At 70.4% G+C, this 18,824-nt stretch carries 16 protein-coding genes, 2 tRNA genes and 1 pseudogene; 6 read left to right on the forward strand and 13 right to left on the reverse strand.

What is annotated here, in order from left to right; all coding sequences use genetic code 11:
• Positions 1-119: 119 nt before the first annotated feature.
• Positions 120-641 (forward strand): annotated as a pseudogene (locus B4K29_RS18410) (recombinase family protein); the annotation flags it as partial.
• Between the two features lie 562 nt (positions 642-1,203).
• Here the strand turns inward: B4K29_RS18410 and B4K29_RS06480 are convergent.
• The 8 genes from B4K29_RS06480 to B4K29_RS06510 form a co-directional block, all read right to left on the reverse strand.
• Positions 1,204-1,276: transfer RNA gene (locus B4K29_RS06480), tRNA-Ala, on the reverse strand.
• A gap of 26 nt (positions 1,277-1,302) precedes the next feature.
• Positions 1,303-1,419: a DLW-39 family protein gene (locus tag B4K29_RS18415; RefSeq protein ID WP_230082589.1), complete on the reverse strand. Its 117-nt coding sequence runs from the start codon at positions 1,417-1,419 to the stop codon at positions 1,303-1,305.
• A 145-nt stretch (positions 1,420-1,564) separates the two neighbouring features.
• Positions 1,565-1,641 (reverse strand) — tRNA-Ile (locus B4K29_RS06485).
• 109 nt (positions 1,642-1,750) lie between these two features.
• Entirely contained in the window at positions 1,751-2,242 is a 492-nt protein-coding gene (locus tag B4K29_RS06490; protein ID WP_239262039.1) for a DUF3566 domain-containing protein, read from the reverse strand.
• Positions 2,239-4,923, reverse strand: a complete 2,685-nt coding sequence (gene gyrA / locus B4K29_RS06495; protein ID WP_286966729.1) for a DNA gyrase subunit A — start codon at positions 4,921-4,923, stop codon at positions 2,239-2,241. Before gyrA ends, B4K29_RS06490 begins: the two co-directional genes overlap by 4 nt.
• Before the next feature lie 189 nt (positions 4,924-5,112).
• On the reverse strand, positions 5,113-7,257 hold the full coding sequence (gene gyrB, locus B4K29_RS06500; RefSeq protein ID WP_286966730.1) for a DNA topoisomerase (ATP-hydrolyzing) subunit B: 2,145 nt from the start codon (positions 7,255-7,257) through the stop codon (positions 5,113-5,115).
• 294 nt (positions 7,258-7,551) lie between these two features.
• The gene (locus B4K29_RS06505; protein ID WP_156911410.1) at positions 7,552-9,366 is read right to left on the reverse strand and encodes an FUSC family protein; all 1,815 of its coding nucleotides are present in this window, start codon (positions 9,364-9,366) and stop codon (positions 7,552-7,554) included.
• Positions 9,367-9,386: 20 nt separating this feature from the next.
• Positions 9,387-9,785, reverse strand: coding sequence for a PaaI family thioesterase (locus B4K29_RS06510; RefSeq protein ID WP_286966733.1), 399 nt, complete (start codon positions 9,783-9,785; stop codon positions 9,387-9,389).
• Positions 9,786-9,847: 62 nt separating this feature from the next.
• On the opposite strand from B4K29_RS06510, the gene B4K29_RS06515 reads away from it, so the two are divergent.
• Both B4K29_RS06515 and B4K29_RS06520 read left to right on the forward strand, forming a co-directional pair.
• Positions 9,848-10,231: a DoxX family protein gene (locus B4K29_RS06515; protein ID WP_286966736.1), complete on the forward strand. Its 384-nt coding sequence runs from the start codon at positions 9,848-9,850 to the stop codon at positions 10,229-10,231.
• A 50-nt stretch (positions 10,232-10,281) separates the two neighbouring features.
• The gene (locus B4K29_RS06520) at positions 10,282-11,061 is read left to right on the forward strand and encodes a hypothetical protein (RefSeq protein ID WP_286966738.1); all 780 of its coding nucleotides are present in this window, start codon (positions 10,282-10,284) and stop codon (positions 11,059-11,061) included.
• Between the two features lie 10 nt (positions 11,062-11,071).
• Here B4K29_RS06520 and B4K29_RS06525 read toward each other — a convergent pair whose 3' ends face one another.
• The 5 genes from B4K29_RS06525 to dnaA form a co-directional block, all read right to left on the reverse strand.
• Positions 11,072-11,689, reverse strand: coding sequence for a DUF721 domain-containing protein (locus tag B4K29_RS06525; protein WP_019285986.1), 618 nt, complete (start codon positions 11,687-11,689; stop codon positions 11,072-11,074).
• Positions 11,670-12,881: a DNA replication/repair protein RecF gene (gene recF, locus B4K29_RS06530; RefSeq protein WP_019285987.1), complete on the reverse strand. Its 1,212-nt coding sequence runs from the start codon at positions 12,879-12,881 to the stop codon at positions 11,670-11,672. Before recF ends, B4K29_RS06525 begins: the two co-directional genes overlap by 20 nt.
• A gap of 1 nt (position 12,882) precedes the next feature.
• Positions 12,883-13,887, reverse strand: coding sequence for a phosphogluconate dehydrogenase (NAD(+)-dependent, decarboxylating) (gene gnd, locus B4K29_RS06535; protein WP_286966741.1), 1,005 nt, complete (start codon positions 13,885-13,887; stop codon positions 12,883-12,885).
• Positions 13,888-13,984: 97 nt separating this feature from the next.
• Entirely contained in the window at positions 13,985-15,118 is a 1,134-nt protein-coding gene (gene dnaN / locus B4K29_RS06540; protein ID WP_239262021.1) for a DNA polymerase III subunit beta, read from the reverse strand.
• A gap of 660 nt (positions 15,119-15,778) precedes the next feature.
• The gene (gene dnaA, locus B4K29_RS06545; RefSeq protein ID WP_286955787.1) at positions 15,779-17,443 is read right to left on the reverse strand and encodes a chromosomal replication initiator protein DnaA; all 1,665 of its coding nucleotides are present in this window, start codon (positions 17,441-17,443) and stop codon (positions 15,779-15,781) included.
• Positions 17,444-17,990: 547 nt separating this feature from the next.
• Between dnaA and rpmH the strand changes: the two genes are divergently transcribed.
• Genes rpmH through yidD form a run of 3 tightly spaced genes read left to right on the forward strand, consistent with a single transcriptional unit; the run spans position 17,991 to position 18,776 of the window.
• Complete coding sequence (gene rpmH, locus B4K29_RS06550) at positions 17,991-18,128, forward strand: 50S ribosomal protein L34 (RefSeq protein ID WP_013885212.1); 138 nt, start codon at positions 17,991-17,993, stop codon at positions 18,126-18,128.
• A gap of 13 nt (positions 18,129-18,141) precedes the next feature.
• Positions 18,142-18,501 carry a ribonuclease P protein component gene (rnpA, locus tag B4K29_RS06555; protein ID WP_239262017.1) on the forward strand — a complete coding sequence of 120 codons (360 nt, stop codon included), beginning with the start codon at positions 18,142-18,144 and terminating at the stop codon, positions 18,499-18,501.
• Positions 18,501-18,776 carry a membrane protein insertion efficiency factor YidD gene (gene yidD / locus B4K29_RS06560; RefSeq protein WP_286966743.1) on the forward strand — a complete coding sequence of 92 codons (276 nt, stop codon included), beginning with the start codon at positions 18,501-18,503 and terminating at the stop codon, positions 18,774-18,776. Before rnpA ends, yidD begins: the two co-directional genes overlap by 1 nt.
• Positions 18,777-18,824 lie beyond the last annotated feature (48 nt).

Below are 18,824 nucleotides of genomic sequence, written 5' to 3' on the forward strand. Positions count from 1 at the left end.
CCACCAAACCCGGGGCGGTTCACACCGAAGTCACCAAGGGCATGACCCAGAAGGCCATCGGTGGCGGCACGAACGGACGAGCACCCATCGGCTACCTCAACGTCCGCAAGCGCGACGAGATGGGCCGCGAGCTCCGCACCATCGAACTCGACCCCGAGCGAGCACCGATGATCGAGTGGGCATTCAAGGCATACGCATCCGGGAACTGGAGCGTCAGCCAGCTCCACGACGAACTCACCTCGCGCGGACTGCGCAGCCTGCCCACGCCGAAGAGGCCGGCGAAGCCCTTGGCCGTGTCCACCATCCATCGCCTCCTGATCAACCCGTACTACAAGGGCGATGTCATCTACCGAGGCACCCGATACAAGGGCAACCACCCGGCGCTCGTGCCTGCCGAGGTCTGGTACCAGGTCCAGTCCGTGCTCACCGCGCACCAGTGCGCCGTCGAGGCGACCCAAGTCCACGGCCACTACCTCAAAGGCACTATCCACTGCGGCCAGTGCGGTTCGCGGCTCATCGTCTCCAACGCGAAGAACCGCCACGGCAACGTGTACTGCTACTTCGTCTGCTCCGGCCGACACTCCAAGCGGACCGACTGCACGCGCCAGGCGATGCTCATCGAGGATGTCGAGAAGCTCGTCGAGGACTACTACTCTCGCGTGCAGATCACGCCGGCTCAGCAGGACGCACTCGCGGGGATGCTCCACCACGAGTTCGACCGGCTCATGGCCGCCGAAACCGAGGAATTGGAACGCCTCACCACCAGCCGCGACCGGCTCGAAAGCGAGCAGGACCGGCTCATGCAGGCGCACTACGCCGACGCGATCCCGCTGACCGTGCTCAAGCGCGAGCAGGACCGAATCGTCGCCGAACTCGACAAGGTGACCCGACGTATCGACGCCCACTTCGGCGACTACGCCGACGCCCGCGCCCACCTCGACGACGCCCTCGGACTGCTCGCCAACTGCGCCGACATCTACGCCCGCTGCGACGACACCAACCGGCGGCTATGCAACCAGGCGTTCTTCACGAAGGTCTACATCGACGAGGACAACGAGCTGCGCGTCGAGCACAACCGGCCCTTCGAAATGCTCCTCGATCCGCAGGTCAACGCCAACGCTCTGACCTGGGCCGCAGACGCACACAAGGCCCGAACCTCCACCAACGTTTCCGTTGGCAAGGGTTCGAGCCTTGTGCGTGGGGTGGAGCCTAGGGGACTCGAACCCCTAACCCCCTGCTTGCAAAGCAGGTGCGCTACCAATTGCGCCAAGGCCCCGGATGCGCCGCGAGGCGCTCGGCCGACTATACCGGCTTGGTGGCCTCGGCCCACAGCTCGTCCTCGGCCCGACGGCGACGCTCGCGCTCGGTGAGGGCGACGGCGGCGCCGACGGCGAGCAGACCGGCGATGATCTTGCGCATGACTACCTCCTGGGTCGGGGGCTCCAGCCTAGCCACCGTGACGATCCGGGGCGGCGGACAGGCGGGGCGGGCCGGCGGCGGTGCCTGGCGATCATGCTCGGACGACGAAAGGAGCCACCGTCTCGGGGACTGGTGGCTCCTCACGTGGTGGGCCTAACAGGACTTGAACCTGTGACCTCTTCCTTATCAGGGAAGCGCTCTAACCGTCTGAGCTATAGGCCCGCACCCGCCTCGAGGACCCCTTGACAAGGTGCTCGACGCGAGGAGTAACGCTACCGCATGCCCGGTGCTGCGGCCAAAACGGGCGGCCGTCTGCCAGGCTCGCGGCTCGTCAGTCGTCGGTCAGCGTCTGACGCACGCCGCCGACCAGGCCGGCGCAGATGTTGTAGAGGAACGCCGCCAGGGTGGCCAGCGCCGTCAGCAGCAGGATGTTGATGAACGAGATCACGATCGACAGGGACAGCACGCGGCTGAAGCCGACGTAGTCCATGAGGTCGAACTCCTTGCCCTGCGGCAGGAGCCCGAGCACCATCTCGTTGATCGACGAGAATACGCCCATCCCGTTGAGGATCATCCACAGCACGGCGATCAGCACGACCCCCGCGATGCCCGCAGCCACCGACAGCAGGAACGCCAGCTTGAGCACCGACAAAGGGTCGACCCGCTGCACGCGGAGCTTGGCCTGCCGGCCGCTGCCCGTGCCCGAGCCCGCCGCCGGGACGGAACCGCCCGACGTGGTGCGGACGGGCTCGCGCACCGCCGTGTCGTTCACGGCGTCCATCGACTGGGTGCGGTCGGATGCCGAGCTGCTCGAGCTGCTCACTGGTCGTCCTCCTGCGGGTCCTCGGCTGTGGTCGCGTCGTCGGACACGTCCGTCTCGTCGCTCTCCCCGGCCACGCTAGTGCCTGGGGACGGCTCCGTCGTGCTCGCAGCGCCGTCACCGGCGCCCGTGTCGGCGGTGTCCGAGGGGCCGTCGCCCGGCATACCGGCGTCGTCGTCACCCTCGGGGGCGAGCGCGCCCGCCTCCTCGAGCTCCTCCTCCGCGGCGCGCTCGACGTTGCGGGCCACGGCCACGATCGCGTCGTTCTTGCCCGGGTTGGCGAAGGTCACGCCCTGGGTGTTGCGGCCGGTGTAGCGGACCTCGTCGACGCGGGAGCGCACGATCCGGCCCTTCTCCATGACCAGCATGACCTCGTCCTCGGGGGACACGACCAGCGCACCGACGAGGTCGCCGCCACGGTCCGAGGCCTTGGCCACGAGCACACCGAGCGTCGCGCGGCCCTTGACGGGGTACTCCGACGAGAGCGTCCGCTTGGCCAGGCCGTTCTCGAACACCACGAAGACGTCCGGGTCGGTGCCGTCCTCGATGACGTTCATCGCCAGCAACGAGTCGCCGTCGCGGAACTTCATGCCCGTCACGCCCGAGGTCGAGCGACCCATCGGCCGCAGCGTGTCGTCGGTCGCCGTGAACCGCACCGACTGACCCTTGACCGACACGAGCAGCAGATCGTCAGCCGCCGACGCCAGCGAGGCGCCCACGAGCTCGTCCCCGTCGCGCAGGTTGATCGCGATGAGGCCGCCGGAGCGGTTGGAGTCGTAGTCGTCCAGACGGGACTTCTTGACCAGGCCGTTGCGGGTGGCGAGGACAAGGTAGGGGACGTTGATGTAGTCCTGGATCGCCAGGACCTGCGCGATCTTCTCCCCCGGCTGGAAGGCCATGAGGTTGGCGACGTGCTGGCCCTTGGACTCGCGCGAGCCCTCCGGCAGCTCGTAGGCCTTGGCGCGGTAGACGCGACCGAGGTTGGTGAAGAACAGCAACCAGTGGTGCGTCGTCGTCGTGAAGAAGTGCTCCACGATGTCGTCGCCACGCAGCGAGGCGCCACGCACACCCTTGCCACCGCGGTGCTGCGAGCGGTACTCACGGGTGACGGTGCGCTTGGCGTAACCACCACGCGTGATGGTGACGACCACGTCCTCCTCAGGGATCAGGTCCTCCATGGACATGTCGCCGTCGTAGGGGACGATCTCGGTGCGGCGGGCGTCGCCATACTTGTCGACCAGCTCGCCGAGCTCGTCCTTGATGATCTGCCGCTGCCGCTCGGGCTTGGCCAGGATGTCGGTGTAGTCGTCGATCAGGCGCTGCAGCTCGTCGTGCTGCTCCATGATCTTCTGCCGCTCGAGGGCGGCCAGACGACGCAGCTGCATGTCGAGGATCGCCGTGGCCTGGATCTCATCGATGTCCAGCAGGTCGATCAGCCCGTCGCGCGCCACCTCGACCGTGCGCGAGGCGCGGATCAGGGCGATGACCTCGTCGAGGGCGTCGAGGGCCTTGAGCAGGCCGCGCAGGATGTGGATGCGCTTCTCGGCCTCGCGCAGGCGATAGGTCGTGCGGCGCACGATGACCTCGACCTGGTGCTCCACCCAGTAGCGGATGAACGCGCTCACCGGCAGCGTGCGCGGCACCCCGTCGACCAGCGCCAGCATGTTGGCGCCGAAGGACTGCTGCAGCTGCGTGTGCTTGTAGAGGTTGTTGAGCACGACCTTGGCCACGGCGTCGCGCTTGAGCACGATCACGAGGCGCTGGCCGGTGCGGCCGGACGTCTCGTCACGGATGTCGGCGATGCCCTGCAGGCGCCCCTCCTTGGCGAGCTCGGCGATCTTGAGCGCCAGCGCGTCCGGGTTGACCTGGTAGGGGAGCTCGGTGACGACCAGGCACTGGCGGCCCTGGATCTCCTCGACGTTGACGACCGCCCGCATGACGACCGAGCCGCGGCCCGTGCGGTAGGCGTCCTCGATGCCGCGACGGCCCAGGATCAGCGCTCCCGTGGGGAAGTCCGGGCCCTTGATGCGCTGCATGCACACCTCGAGCAGGTCCTCGCGGGACGCCTCGGGGTTGGCCAGCAGCCACTCGACCGCGCTCGCGACCTCGCGCAGGTTGTGCGGCGGGATCTGCGTGGCCATGCCCACAGCGATGCCCGACGAGCCGTTGACCAGCAGGTTGGGGAACCGCGCCGGCAGGACCTCGGGCTCCTTGGTCTTGCCGTCGTAGTTGTCCTTGAAGTCGACGGTGTCCTCGTGGATGTCGCGCACCATCTCCATGGCGAGCGGCATCATGCGGCACTCGGTGTATCGCGGCGCGGCCGCGCCGTCGTTGCCCGGCGACCCGAAGTTGCCCTGCCCGTCGATCAGCGGGTAGCGCAGCGACCACGGCTGCACCAGGCGCACGATGGCGTCGTAGATCGCCGAGTCGCCGTGCGGGTGGTAGTGACCCATGACGTCGCCGACGACGCGGGAGCACTTGTTGTAGCCCCGGTCGGGGCGGTAGCCCCCGTCATACATGCCGTAGACGATGCGACGGTGCACGGGCTTGAGCCCGTCCCGCACGTCCGGGAGCGCGCGGCTGACGATGACGCTCATGGCGTACTCGATGTAGCTGCGCTGCATCTCGGAGTTCAGGTCGACCGGCTCGACCCGATCAACAGTAGGAGGAGTCTGCTCACTCATGCGTCAACGGCCTCTCGTCGGGCGAAGGTGCAAGAAGGGTGCTGGTGGCCACGAGCCGCAGGGAGACCGGTCCCGAGCGGAACGGCTGGGCGGCGGGCCGTGGAGGGCTTGGCGGGAGCCGCGAGGAACGAGCGGCGGATGGTAGGCCCGCCGCCCAGCCGTGAAGCTCCACCGTCGACATGCGCGAGATCACGCATCGAGGAACCGCACGTCCCGCGCGTTGCGCTGGATGAACGACCGCCGCGACTCGACGTCCTCGCCCATCAGCACGGAGAAGATCTCGTCCGCGGCGGCCGCGTCGTCGAGGGTGACCTGCAGGAGCACCCGGTGGTCGGGGTCCATCGTGGTCTCCCACAGCTCCTGGTAGTTCATCTCGCCGAGGCCCTTGTAGCGCTGGATGGGGGCGTCCTTGGGGAGCCGGCCACCGTTGGCCTGACCGGCGGCGACCATCTCGTCGCGCTGGCGGTCGCTGAACGCGAACTCGTGCTCGCGGTTGGACCACTTGAGGCGGTAGAGCGGGGGCTGGGCGAGGTAGACGTAGCCGGCCTCGATCAGCGGGCGCATGAAGCGGAACAGCAGCGTCAGCAGCAGCGTGCGGATGTGCATGCCGTCGACGTCGGCGTCGGCCATGAGCACGATCTTGTGGTAGCGCGCCCGGGTGATGTCGAAGTCCTCACCGACGCCGGTGCCGAAGCCGGAGATGAGGGCCTGGACCTCCTGGTTGGCGAGGACCTTGTCGATGCGGGCCTTCTCGACATTCAGGATCTTGCCGCGGATCGGGAGGATCGCCTGGTTGAAGGGGTTGCGGCCCTGGACGGCGGAGCCGCCGGCGGAGTCACCCTCGACGATGTAGACCTCGGAGACCGAGGGGTCCTTGGACTGGCAGTCCTTGAGCTTGCCGGGCAGGCCGCCGGACTCCATGAGCCCCTTGCGGCGGGTCGCCTCGCGGGCCTTGCGGGCGGCGATGCGCGCTGCGGACGCCTGCACGGCCTTGCGGACGATCTCGCGACCCTCGGTGGGGTGCCGCTCGAGCCAGTCGCCGAACCGGTCGGTCATCGCGCCCTGCACGAAGCCCTTGACCTCGGAGTTGCCGAGCTTGGTCTTGGTCTGGCCCTCGAACTGCGGCTCGCCGAGCTTGACCGAGATGACGGCGGTGAGGCCCTCGCGGATGTCGTCGCCGGTGAGGTTCTCGTCCTTGTCCTTGAGGAGGTTCTGCTTGCGCGCGAAGTCGTTGATCATGCGGGTCAGCGCGGCTCGGAAGCCCTCCTCGTGGGTGCCGCCCTCGTGGGTGTTGATGGTGTTGGCGTAGGTGTGGACCGACTCGGAGTAGGCGTTGGTCCACTGCATGGCGATCTCGACGGACAGGGACTTGCCCTGGTCCTCGAGCTCGAAGTCGATGATGTCGTCGTGCACGACGTCGGCACGCTTGGACGTGTTGAGGTGCTTGACGTAGTCGAGCAGGCCGTTGTCGTAGCGGTAGGTCACCGAGCGGCCCTTGGCCTTGCCGGCCCGGTCCTTGGCGACCTCCTCCTGCGCGCCCTCGTCGGCGCCCTCGCCGGCCTCGGTCTCGACGCTGTCGACCGCGCCCATCTCCTCGGCCTCGAGGTCCGCGTCGGCGTCGGCCTGCGCCTGGGGACGCTCGTCGGTGAGGACGATGGTCAGGCCCTTGTTGAGGAAGGCCATCTGCTGGAAGCGGGCCCGGATCGTCTCGAAGTCGTAGGTCGTCGTCTCGAAGATCTTGTCGTCGGCCCAGAAGGTAATGGTCGTGCCGTTGCGGTCCGACGCCTCCTCCTTGGCCAGGGGGGCGACGGCCTCGCCGTGGTCGAACTCGACGCGCCAGGCGTGGCCCAGCTGGTGCACCTCGGCGACCAGCCGGGTGGACAGGGCGTTGACCACCGACGAGCCCACGCCGTGCAGACCGCCGGACACCTTGTAGCCACCGCCGCCGAACTTGCCGCCGGCGTGCAGCTGGGTGAGGACGAGCTCGACGGTGCTCATGCCGTACTGCTCGTTCTTGCCGGTGGGGATGCCGCGCCCGTTGTCGACGACGCGCACCCCTCCGTCGGCGAGCAGGGTCACGTCGACGCGGTCGGCGAACCCCGCCATCGCCTCGTCCACGGCGTTGTCCACGATCTCCCACACGAGGTGGTGCAGACCGCGCTCACCGGTGGACCCGATGTACATGCCCGGGCGCTTGCGGACGGCCTCGAGCCCCTCCAGCACCTGGATCGAGCTGGCGTCGTAGTCGCCGCTGGGGGCCGGCGCCTGCTGGGCGAGGTCCTCGGCGAGCTTCTCGACGGCCTCGGGACCGGTGGGCTCCTCGACGTCGGCCACAGTGCTCCTCACAATCGATCGCGCGTATGCCGGAAACCTCCCGCACGACCCTGGCCCGTGATGCGGGCAGGGGTCGCGCCCTCGGCCGCGTCATGCGCGTGCCGTGATGAGGCCGGACACCGGTCGCCACCTTGGCTGACCGTCCGTCAGTCTATCGGTCGCGGGAGGTAAAACACGCCTCCTGAGGCCCCTGGGAGCCATGTCGGCGGAAAATTTCCGCCATCTGCATGGTCCCCCTCACGGACGGGGTCGCGAGAGGCCCCTGTGGGCCGCCACCCGCCCCGCCATGGGGCGTCAGCGGAGGCTCAGCACGAGCTCCTCGACCTCACGCACGTCGCGCTCGATGGCCTCGGCGGGGCGCGGCGTGGTGACGGGGTCGGCCATGATCCGCTCCAGCGGGCCCCGCGCCCGGTCGAAGGCCGCGTGCGCCCGGCGGATGTCCGGGTGCCAGCACGCCCCGAGCACGAGATAGCCGAGCGCGGCCAGCGAGCGCTCCATCCGGTGATAGGGACCGACGGCGTCGCGGCTGTCGGCCAGCGCTCGTCGGGCGACGACGTCGGACTCGAGCAGCTCGTAGTAGAGGTTGCGTCTGTGGTCCAGCGCGTCCCGCGTCTCGAGGGCGCCGGCGGCGAGGTCCACCATGACGCGCTCGGTCGCGACGACGACCCGCCGGGCGTGCGCTCGCAGCACGACCTCCGGCGCCCGTCGACCCGTCGCCCAGAGCACGAGCAGGGCGCACGCCACGCCGACGAGCGTGTCGACCAGGCGGTCCGCCACCACCGAGGACACGGGCTCGCCCGGGGCGGACGCCATACCGATGGTGAGGGCGAGCGGGGTGATCACGACCACGGCGAGCGCGTAGTTGCGCGTGATGAGCAGCTCCACGACCAGCTGCATGCCGGCCACGACGACCACCAGCCACCAGCCCTGCGGGTCCAGCGCCAGCAGCCCCGCAAAGATCAGGAGCCCGACCAGCGTCCCGAGGGTGCGATGCACGCCGCGGACGGTCTGGACCTCGCGGGTGCCGCCCTGGTGCAGGACCAGCGCGGCGAAGCAGACGGCCCAGTAGACGTGGCCCTGGTGCAGGACGTGCGCGACCAGACCGGCGAACGTGGTGGCCAGACCCACGCGCAGCACCATGAGCAGCACCTCTGACGGCCATCGCGCCGCCTCCCGCAGCAGGTAGCCCGCACCGGGTCGACCGAGGGCGGTGTCGCGCAGCTGCTCGGCGTCGACGGCCGCATCGACGAGTGGCTCCTGCTCGCCGCTCCGGACGTCGTGATCGGCGGCCTCGTCGTCCACCGATCCCCACGGTCGGGGCTCGACGCCCAGCCGGGCCCCGGCCAGGCGTGCGCTCGCGGCGGCATAGGTGAGCTGGGCGCGCTCCAGGCGCTCCACCAGCCGTGGGGGCCGACCACCGTCGGTGACGGCGGTCCAGGCCCGGTGCAGCGCGCCCGAGGCGCTCGCTCGCAGCGCCTCGAGGTCGCCGTCGTCGTCCTTGCCGGGCTCTGGGGCCGGGTCAGCCGGGTCCTGGGGGACACCGGCGGCAAACGCCCGTATGGCGCCCTCCGCCGCCTCGGTCGCCCGCTGCTCGGCCCGGTGCGGCGCCACGAGCAGGTCCGCCATGCCGATCACCCACGCCGACACCGCTCCGGCGAAGGTCAGCGCCACCACGCTCCAGGGAGCCGCGCCGTGGGTGACCGCGAGATTGCCCACGCCCAGCACCAGGACGAAGAAGTAGGAGCCGGGTGGCCCGACCTTGAGCGCCACGCACACGAACGCCGCGACCATCGCCACCACCACGAGCACCGCGACCGTCACGACGGGGTGGCCCGCCGTCATCGCCCCCAGCGCCACCGCCCCGGTCAGGCCGAGGGCGGCCAGCGCCATGACCCGGGCCCGGAAGCGGCCGGGCGCGGTGGCGCCATACAGGATGGTGAAGACCCCGAGGCTCGCCACGAGACCGAGGGACAGGTGCCCGGCCAGCTGCCCGACGGACAGGGGCACCGCCATGGCCACGGCGGCCTTGACCGCGACCGGCCATCGCGGCGGTGAGGGGTTGAGGCGCAGGATCGTGCGCGTGTGGCGGCGCAGGCTGGGAGAGCTCATCGCCACCATCATCCCGCGCGTCAGTCCCCGTCGGTCACGTCGATCACCGAGAACGTGGCGACGCCGTGGGCGATGGCCTTGTCGTCCTCGGCGCGGACCACGTCGCCCTCGACCATGACGAGCGATCCTCCCTGCTTGCGGACCTCGGCGCTGGCGAGCAGCTCCTCGCCGACCTTGGCCCCGGAGAGGAAGGTCACGGTGAGCGAGACGGTCACGGCGCTCTCGCCGTCGGGCAGGTCGGAGCGAACGGCGTCGCCCATGACGGAGTCGAGGAGGGTGCCGAGCAGCCCGCCGTGCACGCCGCCGTTGACGTTGCTGTGCTCGTCGGTGGGCGTGACGCGCAGCCCGGCGTCGTCACCGGGACGGTCCGTGGCCGAGGGGTCGCTGCCGGTGACGCCGAGAGTGTCGAGGAAGGTCATTCTCGTGACTTGCCCCCGCCCAGGGCTCCTGAGACCTCGGGCGAGGACCTAGGGTCTGCCGTATGACGCCCGACGCCGCCTCCCACGCCCCCCGAACGACGCTCGCCCTGGTCGGCCTGCTGACCGTCGCGGGGGTCCAGCACTTCCGCAAGCCGCGCCCCTTCGACTCGATCGTGCCACCGGCGCTGCCCGGTCCGGCGCGGTGGTACACCTACGGCTCCGGCGTGGCGGAGCTGGCCACCGCGGCGCTGCTCGCGGCGCCCCGGACCCGCCGGCTGGGTGGCGCGGCGGCGACGGCGCTGTTCGTCGCGGTGTTCCCCGCCAACGTGCAGATGGCGTGGGACTGGCGACGCAAGCCGGCCAAGCAGCAGGCCATCGCCTATGGTCGGCTGCCCCTGCAGGGCCTGCTCGTCGCGGGGTCGGAGCACGTGCGCAAGCACGGGTGAGGCATCCTGTCGTCTGTCCTGCCGTCTGACCTGTCGTCTACCGTGAAGGCATGGATCGTCGTCTCGCCATCGCAGCCCTCGCCTCCTCGATCGCCCTGGTGACCGCCTGCTCGGGCGGCTCCGGCGCCGCGACCACCTCCACCACGACCTCCACCACCGCGTCTGCCAGTGCTTCTGCCTCTGCGCCCGCCTCCGCATCGGGCTCACCGTCGGGCTCGGCGCCAGCGACGGCGACGGCGTCGGCGTCGGAGACGGAGACGTCGAGCGGCGCGACGAGCACCGCCAGCACCCCCGCCGCAGCCGTCTCCCTCCCCAAGGGTCACCAGTGGCTCACCGTGCCCGCGCTCGGCACCCGCCTCGCCATCCCCACGACCTGGAAGGCCCTGGACGTCGCCACCCTGCGCGACCAGAAGGGGACGCCGGCCTACGCCACGGCGGCAGAGAACCTCGGCTACACCGAGGCGGAGCTCACGAGTCTCGTGTCGTCGGGGGCCTTCGCGATCGCGGTGGGGCCCAACACCGGGGAGACGGCGCCCAACCTGCTGATCCGCGCCATCGGCGGCGGAACCTTCGAGGACGGCGACCAGCTCACCTCCGGCACCCGCGGCGAGACCGGCACCCTCGACGCCCAGAGCAAGCCGCAGACCGCGGTGGGGCCGGGCGTTCGCGGCGACTACCACGCCACCGTCGACGGCACCGTCCTGCACGGCTCCCAGCTCGCGGTCACCAGCCAGGGCCAGCAGGACGTGATCGCGATCGGCGCGGCCGACGCCGCCACGGTCAAGAAGGTCATGGACGTCGTCGTCGCGACCTACTCGACCGCCCCCTGAGGTCAGTGGCTCAGCCGTAGGTGTCCCGCGGGCCGCGCCCGTCCGTGGCGCGTCGGCGCCCGTGCCCCCACCGCGGGGCGCTCGGCCCGACGACCCGCAGCTCCTCCACGACCCCCTCGCCCACCTCGGCCGACAACCGCCCGAGGATCGTCGACGCCATGAGCCGCAGCTGGGTGGCCCACGCCGTCGACGACGCCCGCACCGTCAGCACCCCCTCGTCGAAGGTCACCGGCTCGCTGTGCTCCGCCACGTCGGACCCCACGACCTGCGGCCAGCGCCCCATCACCGACCCGACCTTGACGTCCGACTGCCAGCCCCGGCCGGCCACCAGGCGCTCGAGGGTGTCCCCGAGCAGGAGCGGGTCTCGTCCGTCGACCTCGGCGGCCGAGCCGCTCAGCATCACCTCCGACGGACGGCGACGTCGCTTGGCCATCGAGCCGGGGCGCAGGCCCTTGCCCTTGGCCACCGTCCGGGCCCGCAGCAGCGCGGCGGACGCTGCCGTTCTGGCCGCGTCCGGGTCCAGGCGGGGGTCCGGCTCGTCGGCGTGATCGTCCCGCTCGGCCGCACGGCCCGCGGCGTCGTCGGGCGGGGCCCCGTCATACGGCTGGTCAGGAGGCTGGCTGCTCAACGGGGTTCACCTCCCCGCGTTTCACGTGGAACCGCGCACTCTCGCCGAGCTCGGACGGGATGTCGTCACCGACTGCCGCGGTGATGAGCACCTGCTCGCAGTCCGCCACGAGACCGGCGAGCCGCGAGCGTCGTCCGGCGTCGAGCTCGGCGAAGACGTCGTCGAGGATCAGGACCGGGTCCTCGCGCAGGTCCGTGCGGAGCAGCTGGAAGGCCGCGAGCCTCAGCCCGAGCGCGAAGGACCAGGACTCGCCGTGGGAGGCGTAGCCCTTGGCCGGCAGGTCTCCGAGCCCCAGGACGAGGTCGTCGCGGTGCGGCCCGACCAGCGTGATCCCGCGCTCGACCTCCTGGTCCCGGACCCGGGCCAGCGAGTCCACGATCAGCTCGGCGAGCTCGGGGATCTCGGGCACCTCGCCCTCGGCGAGGCGAGCGGCCGCCTCCTCGTGCAGGGACGAGCGATAGGTGACCCGTGCGTCGGACTGTCCCGCGCTCACCTCGTCATAGGCCTGCGCCAGATAGGGGCCGAGGTCGCGCAGCAGGCGCAGCCGGGCATAGAGCAGGCTCGACCCGACCTGCGCGAGGTGCTGGTCCCACACGTCCAGGGTGTGCAGGGCGCTCGCCCGGGAGTCCTCCACCGGTGCTTGGTCGTATGCCGACCGCCGGCGCGAGCCCTTGCGCAGGACCGGTGCGGCGGACTTGAGCAGGGCGTTGCGCTGCTTGACGACCTTGTCGTAGTCGCCGCGGACCCCCGCCCAGCGGGGTTGGCGCTGCACGAGCAGGTCGTCCAGGAAGCGCCGGCGCTCGGAGGGGTCCCCCTTGACCAGGGCGAGGTCCTCGGGGGCGAAGAGCACCGTCCGCAAGGACCCCAGGACCTCGCGGGTGCGGGTCACGGGGGAGCGGTTGAGCTTGGCCCGGTTGGCCCGGCCGGGGGTGATCTCAAGCTCGATCAGCGTCTCGCGACCGTCCCGCACGACCACGCCGCGCACGATCGCGTGCTCGGCGCCATGACGCACGAGGGGCGCATCCTGCGCGACCCGGTGCGAGCCGAGCGTCGCGAGGTAGCCGATGGCCTCGACCAGGTTGGTCTTGCCCTGGCCGTTGAGGCCCTCGAAGGTCGTGACACCCGGTCCCAGCGGCAGCTCCGCGGTCTCGTAGCTGCGGAAGCTGCCGAGGGACAGGTGCCGGACGTACACCTCAGTGCTGCTGCAGGTCCTGGGTGCCGGACTCGTCCCCGCCACCCTGACGGCCCTCGGCCTTCGCGCCCGTGTCGTCGCTCTTCTCCTCGGCGCCGCGGTGGACGTCGGACTTGGGCGTGCCCTCGAGCATCTGCACGGCGTGGCCGCCGAACTGGCCGCGCAGGGCGGCGACGGCCTGCATGGCGGGGGAGTTCTCCTGGCGCGACTGGAAGCGCGCGAACAGAGAGGCTGCGAGCACCGGCATGGGGACGGCGAGCTCGATGGCCTCCTCGAGGGTCCAGCGACCCTCGCCGGAGTCCGTAGTGAACTCGCTGATGCCCTCGAGGTCGGGGGTCTCCTCCAGCGCCTTGACCATGAGGTCGAGCAGCCAGGACCGCACGACGGTGCCGCGGGTCCACGCCTTGAAGCAGCCCTCGACGTCCTCGACGATGTCCTTGGCCATGAGCAGCTCGAAGCCCTCGGCGTACGCGTGCATCAGGCCGTACTCGATGCCGTTGTGCACCATCTTGGCGTAGTGGCCGGCGCCGACCTTGCCCGCGTGGACGAAACCCTCCTCGCGCGGACCCTCGGGGCGCAGCGCGTCGAAGATCGGCATCGCGCGCTCGACGAGCTCGTCGCCGCCGCCGCACATCAGGCCGTAGCCGTTGTCCTTGCCCCAGATGCCGCCGGAGACGCCGCAGTCGAGGTAGCCGATGCCCTGGCCGGCCAGCAGCTCGGCGTTGACGGCGTCGTCGGTGAACTTGCTGTTGCCGCCGTCGATCACGAGGTCGCCCTCGTCGAGGACCTCGGACAGCTGCTGGATCGTCTCGCGGGTGGGGTCTCCGGCCGGGACCATGACCCACACGGTGCGCGGTGCCTCGAGCCTGCTCACCAGGTCCTCGAGGGAGGTGGCGTCGCTGACGTCGGGGTTGTGGTCGTAGCCGACGACCTCGTGCCCGGCCGCACGGATGCGGTCGCGCATGTTGCCGCCCATCTTGCCGAGGCCGATGAGTCCGAGCTGCATGGGTGAACCTTTCCTGGCGCGGTGGGCGCCGACGAGGAGGTCGGGGCTAGTGGGTTCCGGGGGGTGGGTGCGGTGGTGGTCGGGCAGCGGTGGCGGGTCAGGCGGGGAAGCGCACCGGCATCAGGACGTAGCGATAACTCATGTCCGGCTCGGCGTCGGCGTCGGCCTGGCCGACGAGCACGGCCGGGCGGCTGGGCTGGGTGAACTGCAGGCGGCAGTGCGACGTGCCGAGGGCGCCGAGGCCGTCGAGCAGGAAGTGCGGGTTGAAGCCGATCTCGAGCTCCGGGCCGGTCATCGTGCACGGCACCGCCTCGCTGGCCTGCGCGTCGTCGCCGGCACCGGCCTCGATGGCCAGCTGGCCGTCGGTGAAGCGCAGCCGCACCGGGGTGTTGCGCTCGGCGACCAGGGCGACGCGCTTGACGGCCTCGACCAGCGCCGCCGTCTCGACGACGGCCTCGCTGTCGACCGAGGACGGAAAGATCGACGTGACCTTGGGGTACTCGCCGTCGAGCAGGCGGGTCGTCGTGCGGCGGGTGCCCGCCTCGAAGCCGACCAGGCCGTTACCGCCGGCCGCGTCGCCCAGGGCGATCTCGACCGAGCCGGAGGCACCGAGCGACTTCGCGGTGTCGGAGAGCAGGCGGGCCGGGATCAGCGCGACGTGGGCGGTGCCGGGTGCGGAGGGGCTCCAGGTGAGCTCGCGCATCGCCAGGCGGTAGCGGTCCGTGGCCAGCAGCGTCATCTTGTCGCCATCGATCTCGACGCGGACGCCGGTGAGGATCGGGAGGGTGTCACCGCGGTCGGCCGCCACGTGCACCTGGGCCACGGCCTGGGTGAAGGTCGTGCCGTCGATGGAGCCGCTGGGCTCGGGGCTGCTGGGGAGCGTGGGGTAGTCGCTGACCGGCATCTGCAGCAGCGCGAAGCGGCTGGACCCGCAGGTGAGCTGGACCTTGGAGCCGTCGGTGGCGAGCTCGGCCGGCTTGGCGGGCAGGTTGCGGCAGATGTCGGCGAGCAGGCGGCCGTTGACGAGCGCGGACCCGGCCTCGGTGACCTCGGCGGCGATGGTGAGCCGAGCGGAGATCTCGTAGTCGAAGGCCGACAGCGTGACGGTGTCGTCGTCCTTGGCCTCGATCAGGACGCCGGCGAGCACCGGGGTCGGCGGGCGGTTGGGCAGCGCGCGGGCCACCCAGGTGACCGCCTCGGTGAGGACCTCACGCTCCAGTCGGAACTTCACCGTCGGTCTCTCCTCATCGCTTGCTCCTGCTCTCCACTCGGACCGCACACGCGTCCAGTCCCGCACGACAGTAGTGCAACGACCGCCGCGACGTGTAGTTCTCCCCAGCCGTTCTCGTGCCGTCCCGGCCCGTGGGTTCTCCGTGATCCGTGGAGGCTCGTTCATGCCCTCGTCCCCAGATGTACGCGGGGCGGATCGATCCAGGTGAATAGGTCTCATCGTTGTCATAGGGCCTGTGGACGTTGTGGACAACTTTCGTCTCCGCACGTCAGGGGCCGGACGGGCCTGTGTACTCCGTGTGGAGCGATCGGTGGACACACAACGTTGCCTGGGGACGACGGCGGGTTGTCCACATCCCGTCCACCGACGATGCCCGCTCGTCCCCAGGTGGAGTGGGGGGTTATGCCCGAGTTATCCACCGACGGCCCACAGGGCGTCCGGACCTGCCCGACATCACCCGGGTCAACACGGCCAGCGATCATCCACAGGGTTTTCCACAGCTGGGGATAGGCCGAGTGAGTGATCTTCTGGGACCGGGGGATTGACGCTGAGTAACACTTGTCGCTAATGCGTCACAATGCACAGGTCTGTGGACAACCCTGTGGACAGCCAGCTCCGCGGGATCCTCGCGGGCAGAGGGCGTCGGGCGGGACGCCCGTGTCAGCTGGGGTTGGACTTGATCCGGTTGGTCAGCTCGGTGACCTGGTTGTAGATCGCCCGACGCTCGCTCATGAGCTCTCGGATCTTGCGGTCGGCGTGCATCACGGTCGTGTGGTCGCGCCCACCGAACTGCTGGCCGATCTTGGGCAGCGACAGGTCGGTCAGCTCGCGGCAGAGGTACATCGCGATCTGGCGTGCGGTCACGAGCACCCGCGACCGGGAGGTGCCGCACAGGTCGTCGACCGTCAGACCGAAGTAGGACGCGGTCTGCGCCATGATCGTCGCGGGCGTGATCTGGTTGGTCTGGTCCGCGGGGATCAGGTCCTTGAGGACGACCTCGGCCAGGGTCATGTCGACGCCCTGGTGGTTGAGGCTCGCGAAGGCAGTGACGCGGATCAGGGCGCCCTCGAGCTCGCGGATGTTGGTCGAGATCTTGCTCGCGATGAACTCCAGCACGTCGTCCGGCGCGGTCATGCGCTCCTGGGCGGCCTTCTTGCGCAAGATCGCGATCCGGGTCTCGAGGTCCGGGGGCTGCACGTCGGTCAGCAGGCCCCACTCGAACCTGCTGCGCATCCGCTCCTCGAAGCCGGAGAGCAGCTTGGGCGCCACGTCGCTGGTGATCACGACCTGCTTGTTGGCGTTGTGCAGCGTGTTGAAGGTGTGGAAGAACTCCTCCTGCGTCTGCACCTTGCCCTGCAGGAACTGGATGTCGTCGATCATCAGGAAGTCGATGTCGCGGTAGCGCCGCTGGAAGTCGCTGGCCTTGTTGGCGCCGATCGAGTTGATGAAGTCGTTGGTGAACTCCTCCGAGTTCACGTACTTCACGCGGACGTTCGGATAGATCTGCTGGGCGTAGTGCCCGATCGCGTGGAGCAGGTGCGTCTTGCCCAGTCCCGAGCCGCCATAGATGAACAGCGGGTTGTAGGCCTTGGCCGGCGCCTCGGCGACCGCGATGGCGGCGGCGTGGGCGAACCGGTTGCTGGACCCGATGACGAAGGTGTCGAAGGTGTACTTGGGGTTGAGCTTGGCGTCGCGGCCGTCCTCCGGCACGAACGGCTTGCGGAACATCTCACGGATCCCGTCGCCCTCGGCGAGCAGCTCGCGGTCGTCGTCCGCGTCGTCGTCCTGAGCCCACCGTATGCCGGGGGCGTGGCCAGGACCGCCGTCGTGCCGGGCTGCCTCGGCATACGGCCGCTCCCCTCCGAACGAGGCGTCGGTGGACACGGGGCGCGGCACGCGCTCGTCGCGCACGAGGCGGGGCCCGTCGGTCGAGCGCGGGTCCGACTGGCGGCGGTCGCCGTCGTGGCGCACCGCGTCGGAGGACGTCACGACGTGCGGGACCTCGCCGGGCGAGCCGGGACGCTGCGTGCTGTCGTCGCGGTCCTCCGCCTCGGACAGCTCCAGCGAGCTGTCGACGGTGACCGCGAGGCGCACGTCGCGACCGAGCTGCTCCTGCAGCGCCGCGACCAGCTCGGTGCGGATGCGCTTCTCGACGATGTCGCGGGTGTAGTCGTTGGGGACGGCGATGAGCGCGGTCCCCTCGAGCAGACCGACGAGCCGGCTGAGCCGCAGGAAACCACGGTGCTGGGCAGAGATGCCGCCCGACTCGAGGGCGCGCAGCGTGTCTCGCCATACGCGGGGGACGTCCACCTGCGCGTCGGTCACGAAGTGCCTCGTTTCACGGTCTGCTGCTCGGCTGCGTGCCTGCTGGCACGACCTGGGGACGACGGGGCGTCCTGGCTGTGGATGACGCTGGATCGACGCTGGTGGCGCCGTGGTCCACACCTTTGTCCACAGGCTGTGGACAAGAGCATAAACAGGCGGGGCCGCGCCGACCGGAAGCCACCACGCTAACAACCCCCGTGTCTCGTCACAAAGGGAGCGGAGCGCCGGGCGGGTGAACGCCGACCGCCCCGGTCGGCGTGTCGTCGGATCCCGCCCCAGGCCATCGCCGATGCTGGAGACGTCGTGTGCCCGCGTCGGACCCGATGTCGCAGGAGACGGCGTCCGCGCAGCTGCGACGGTTTGACCGCTCTCGACCGGCTGACGTACCTTGGAGGACGGTCGGTTCGCGCCGACCCGTTTTGCATGCCGGTTGGCACCCGCTCGTCCGTCTCGTCATCGCGGGGCCGCGACCCGTCAGGCGTGCAGACCACCCGCCCAACGGGTCCACCACGAGTGGACCGCCCGACACCGTCAACGGAGTTGTCCCGTGAGCAAGCGCACCTTCCAGCCGAACAACCGTCGTCGCGCCAAGACGCACGGCTTCCGCCTCCGCATGCGCACCCGCGCCGGCCGCGCCATCCTGGCCGCCCGCCGTCGCAAGGGCCGCTCCGAGCTGTCCGCCTGAGAGCCGACCTCCCGTGCTGTCGGCGCAGCACCGCCTGCGCGACAGCGCGGACTTCGCCTCGACGGTGCGCGGACGGACGTCCGTCCGCTCGGGCAGCCCGCTGCTCGTGGTGCACACCAACCTGACCGACTCGCGTGCGGCCCAGCCGCCGCGGGTCGGTCTCGTCGTGTCCAAGGCCGTCGGTGGAGCGGTCGTGCGCAACCGCACCAAGCGTCGGCTGCGGCACGCGATGCGTGACCGGGTGGAGACCCTGCCCCGCGGCCTGGACGTGGTCGTCCGGGCCAACCCCCCGGCTGCCGAGGCGGACCACGCTCGGCTGGTCGCCGAGCTCGACCGGCTTCTCACCCGCTGCCTGACCAAGGTGCGTCCCTGATGGCCCCGGCATGGCACGCCGAGTGGCGGCGGCGCCCGGTCAAGGCCCTGGCCCTCGGTCTGATCCGCTTCTACCAGGTGTGGATCTCGCCGCTGACCCCGCCGTCGTGCCGGTTCTATCCCAGCTGCTCCGCCTACGCCATGACCGCGGTCCAGCGGTTCGGGCCGGTCAAGGGCACCTGGCTCGCTGCGCGTCGTCTCGGGCGATGCCATCCGTGGAACCCCGGCGGGGTCGACCACGTTCCCGAGAAGGACCCCCCTCCAGCGACCCTCTGACGTCGCCTCGCGGGTGACCGCGGCCGGCCCACGACAGGGCAGACTGGA

The sequence above is a fragment of the Arsenicicoccus sp. UBA6765 genome (assembly GCF_002453335.1).
GTDB lineage: Bacteria > Actinomycetota > Actinomycetes > Actinomycetales > Dermatophilaceae > Arsenicicoccus > Arsenicicoccus bolidensis.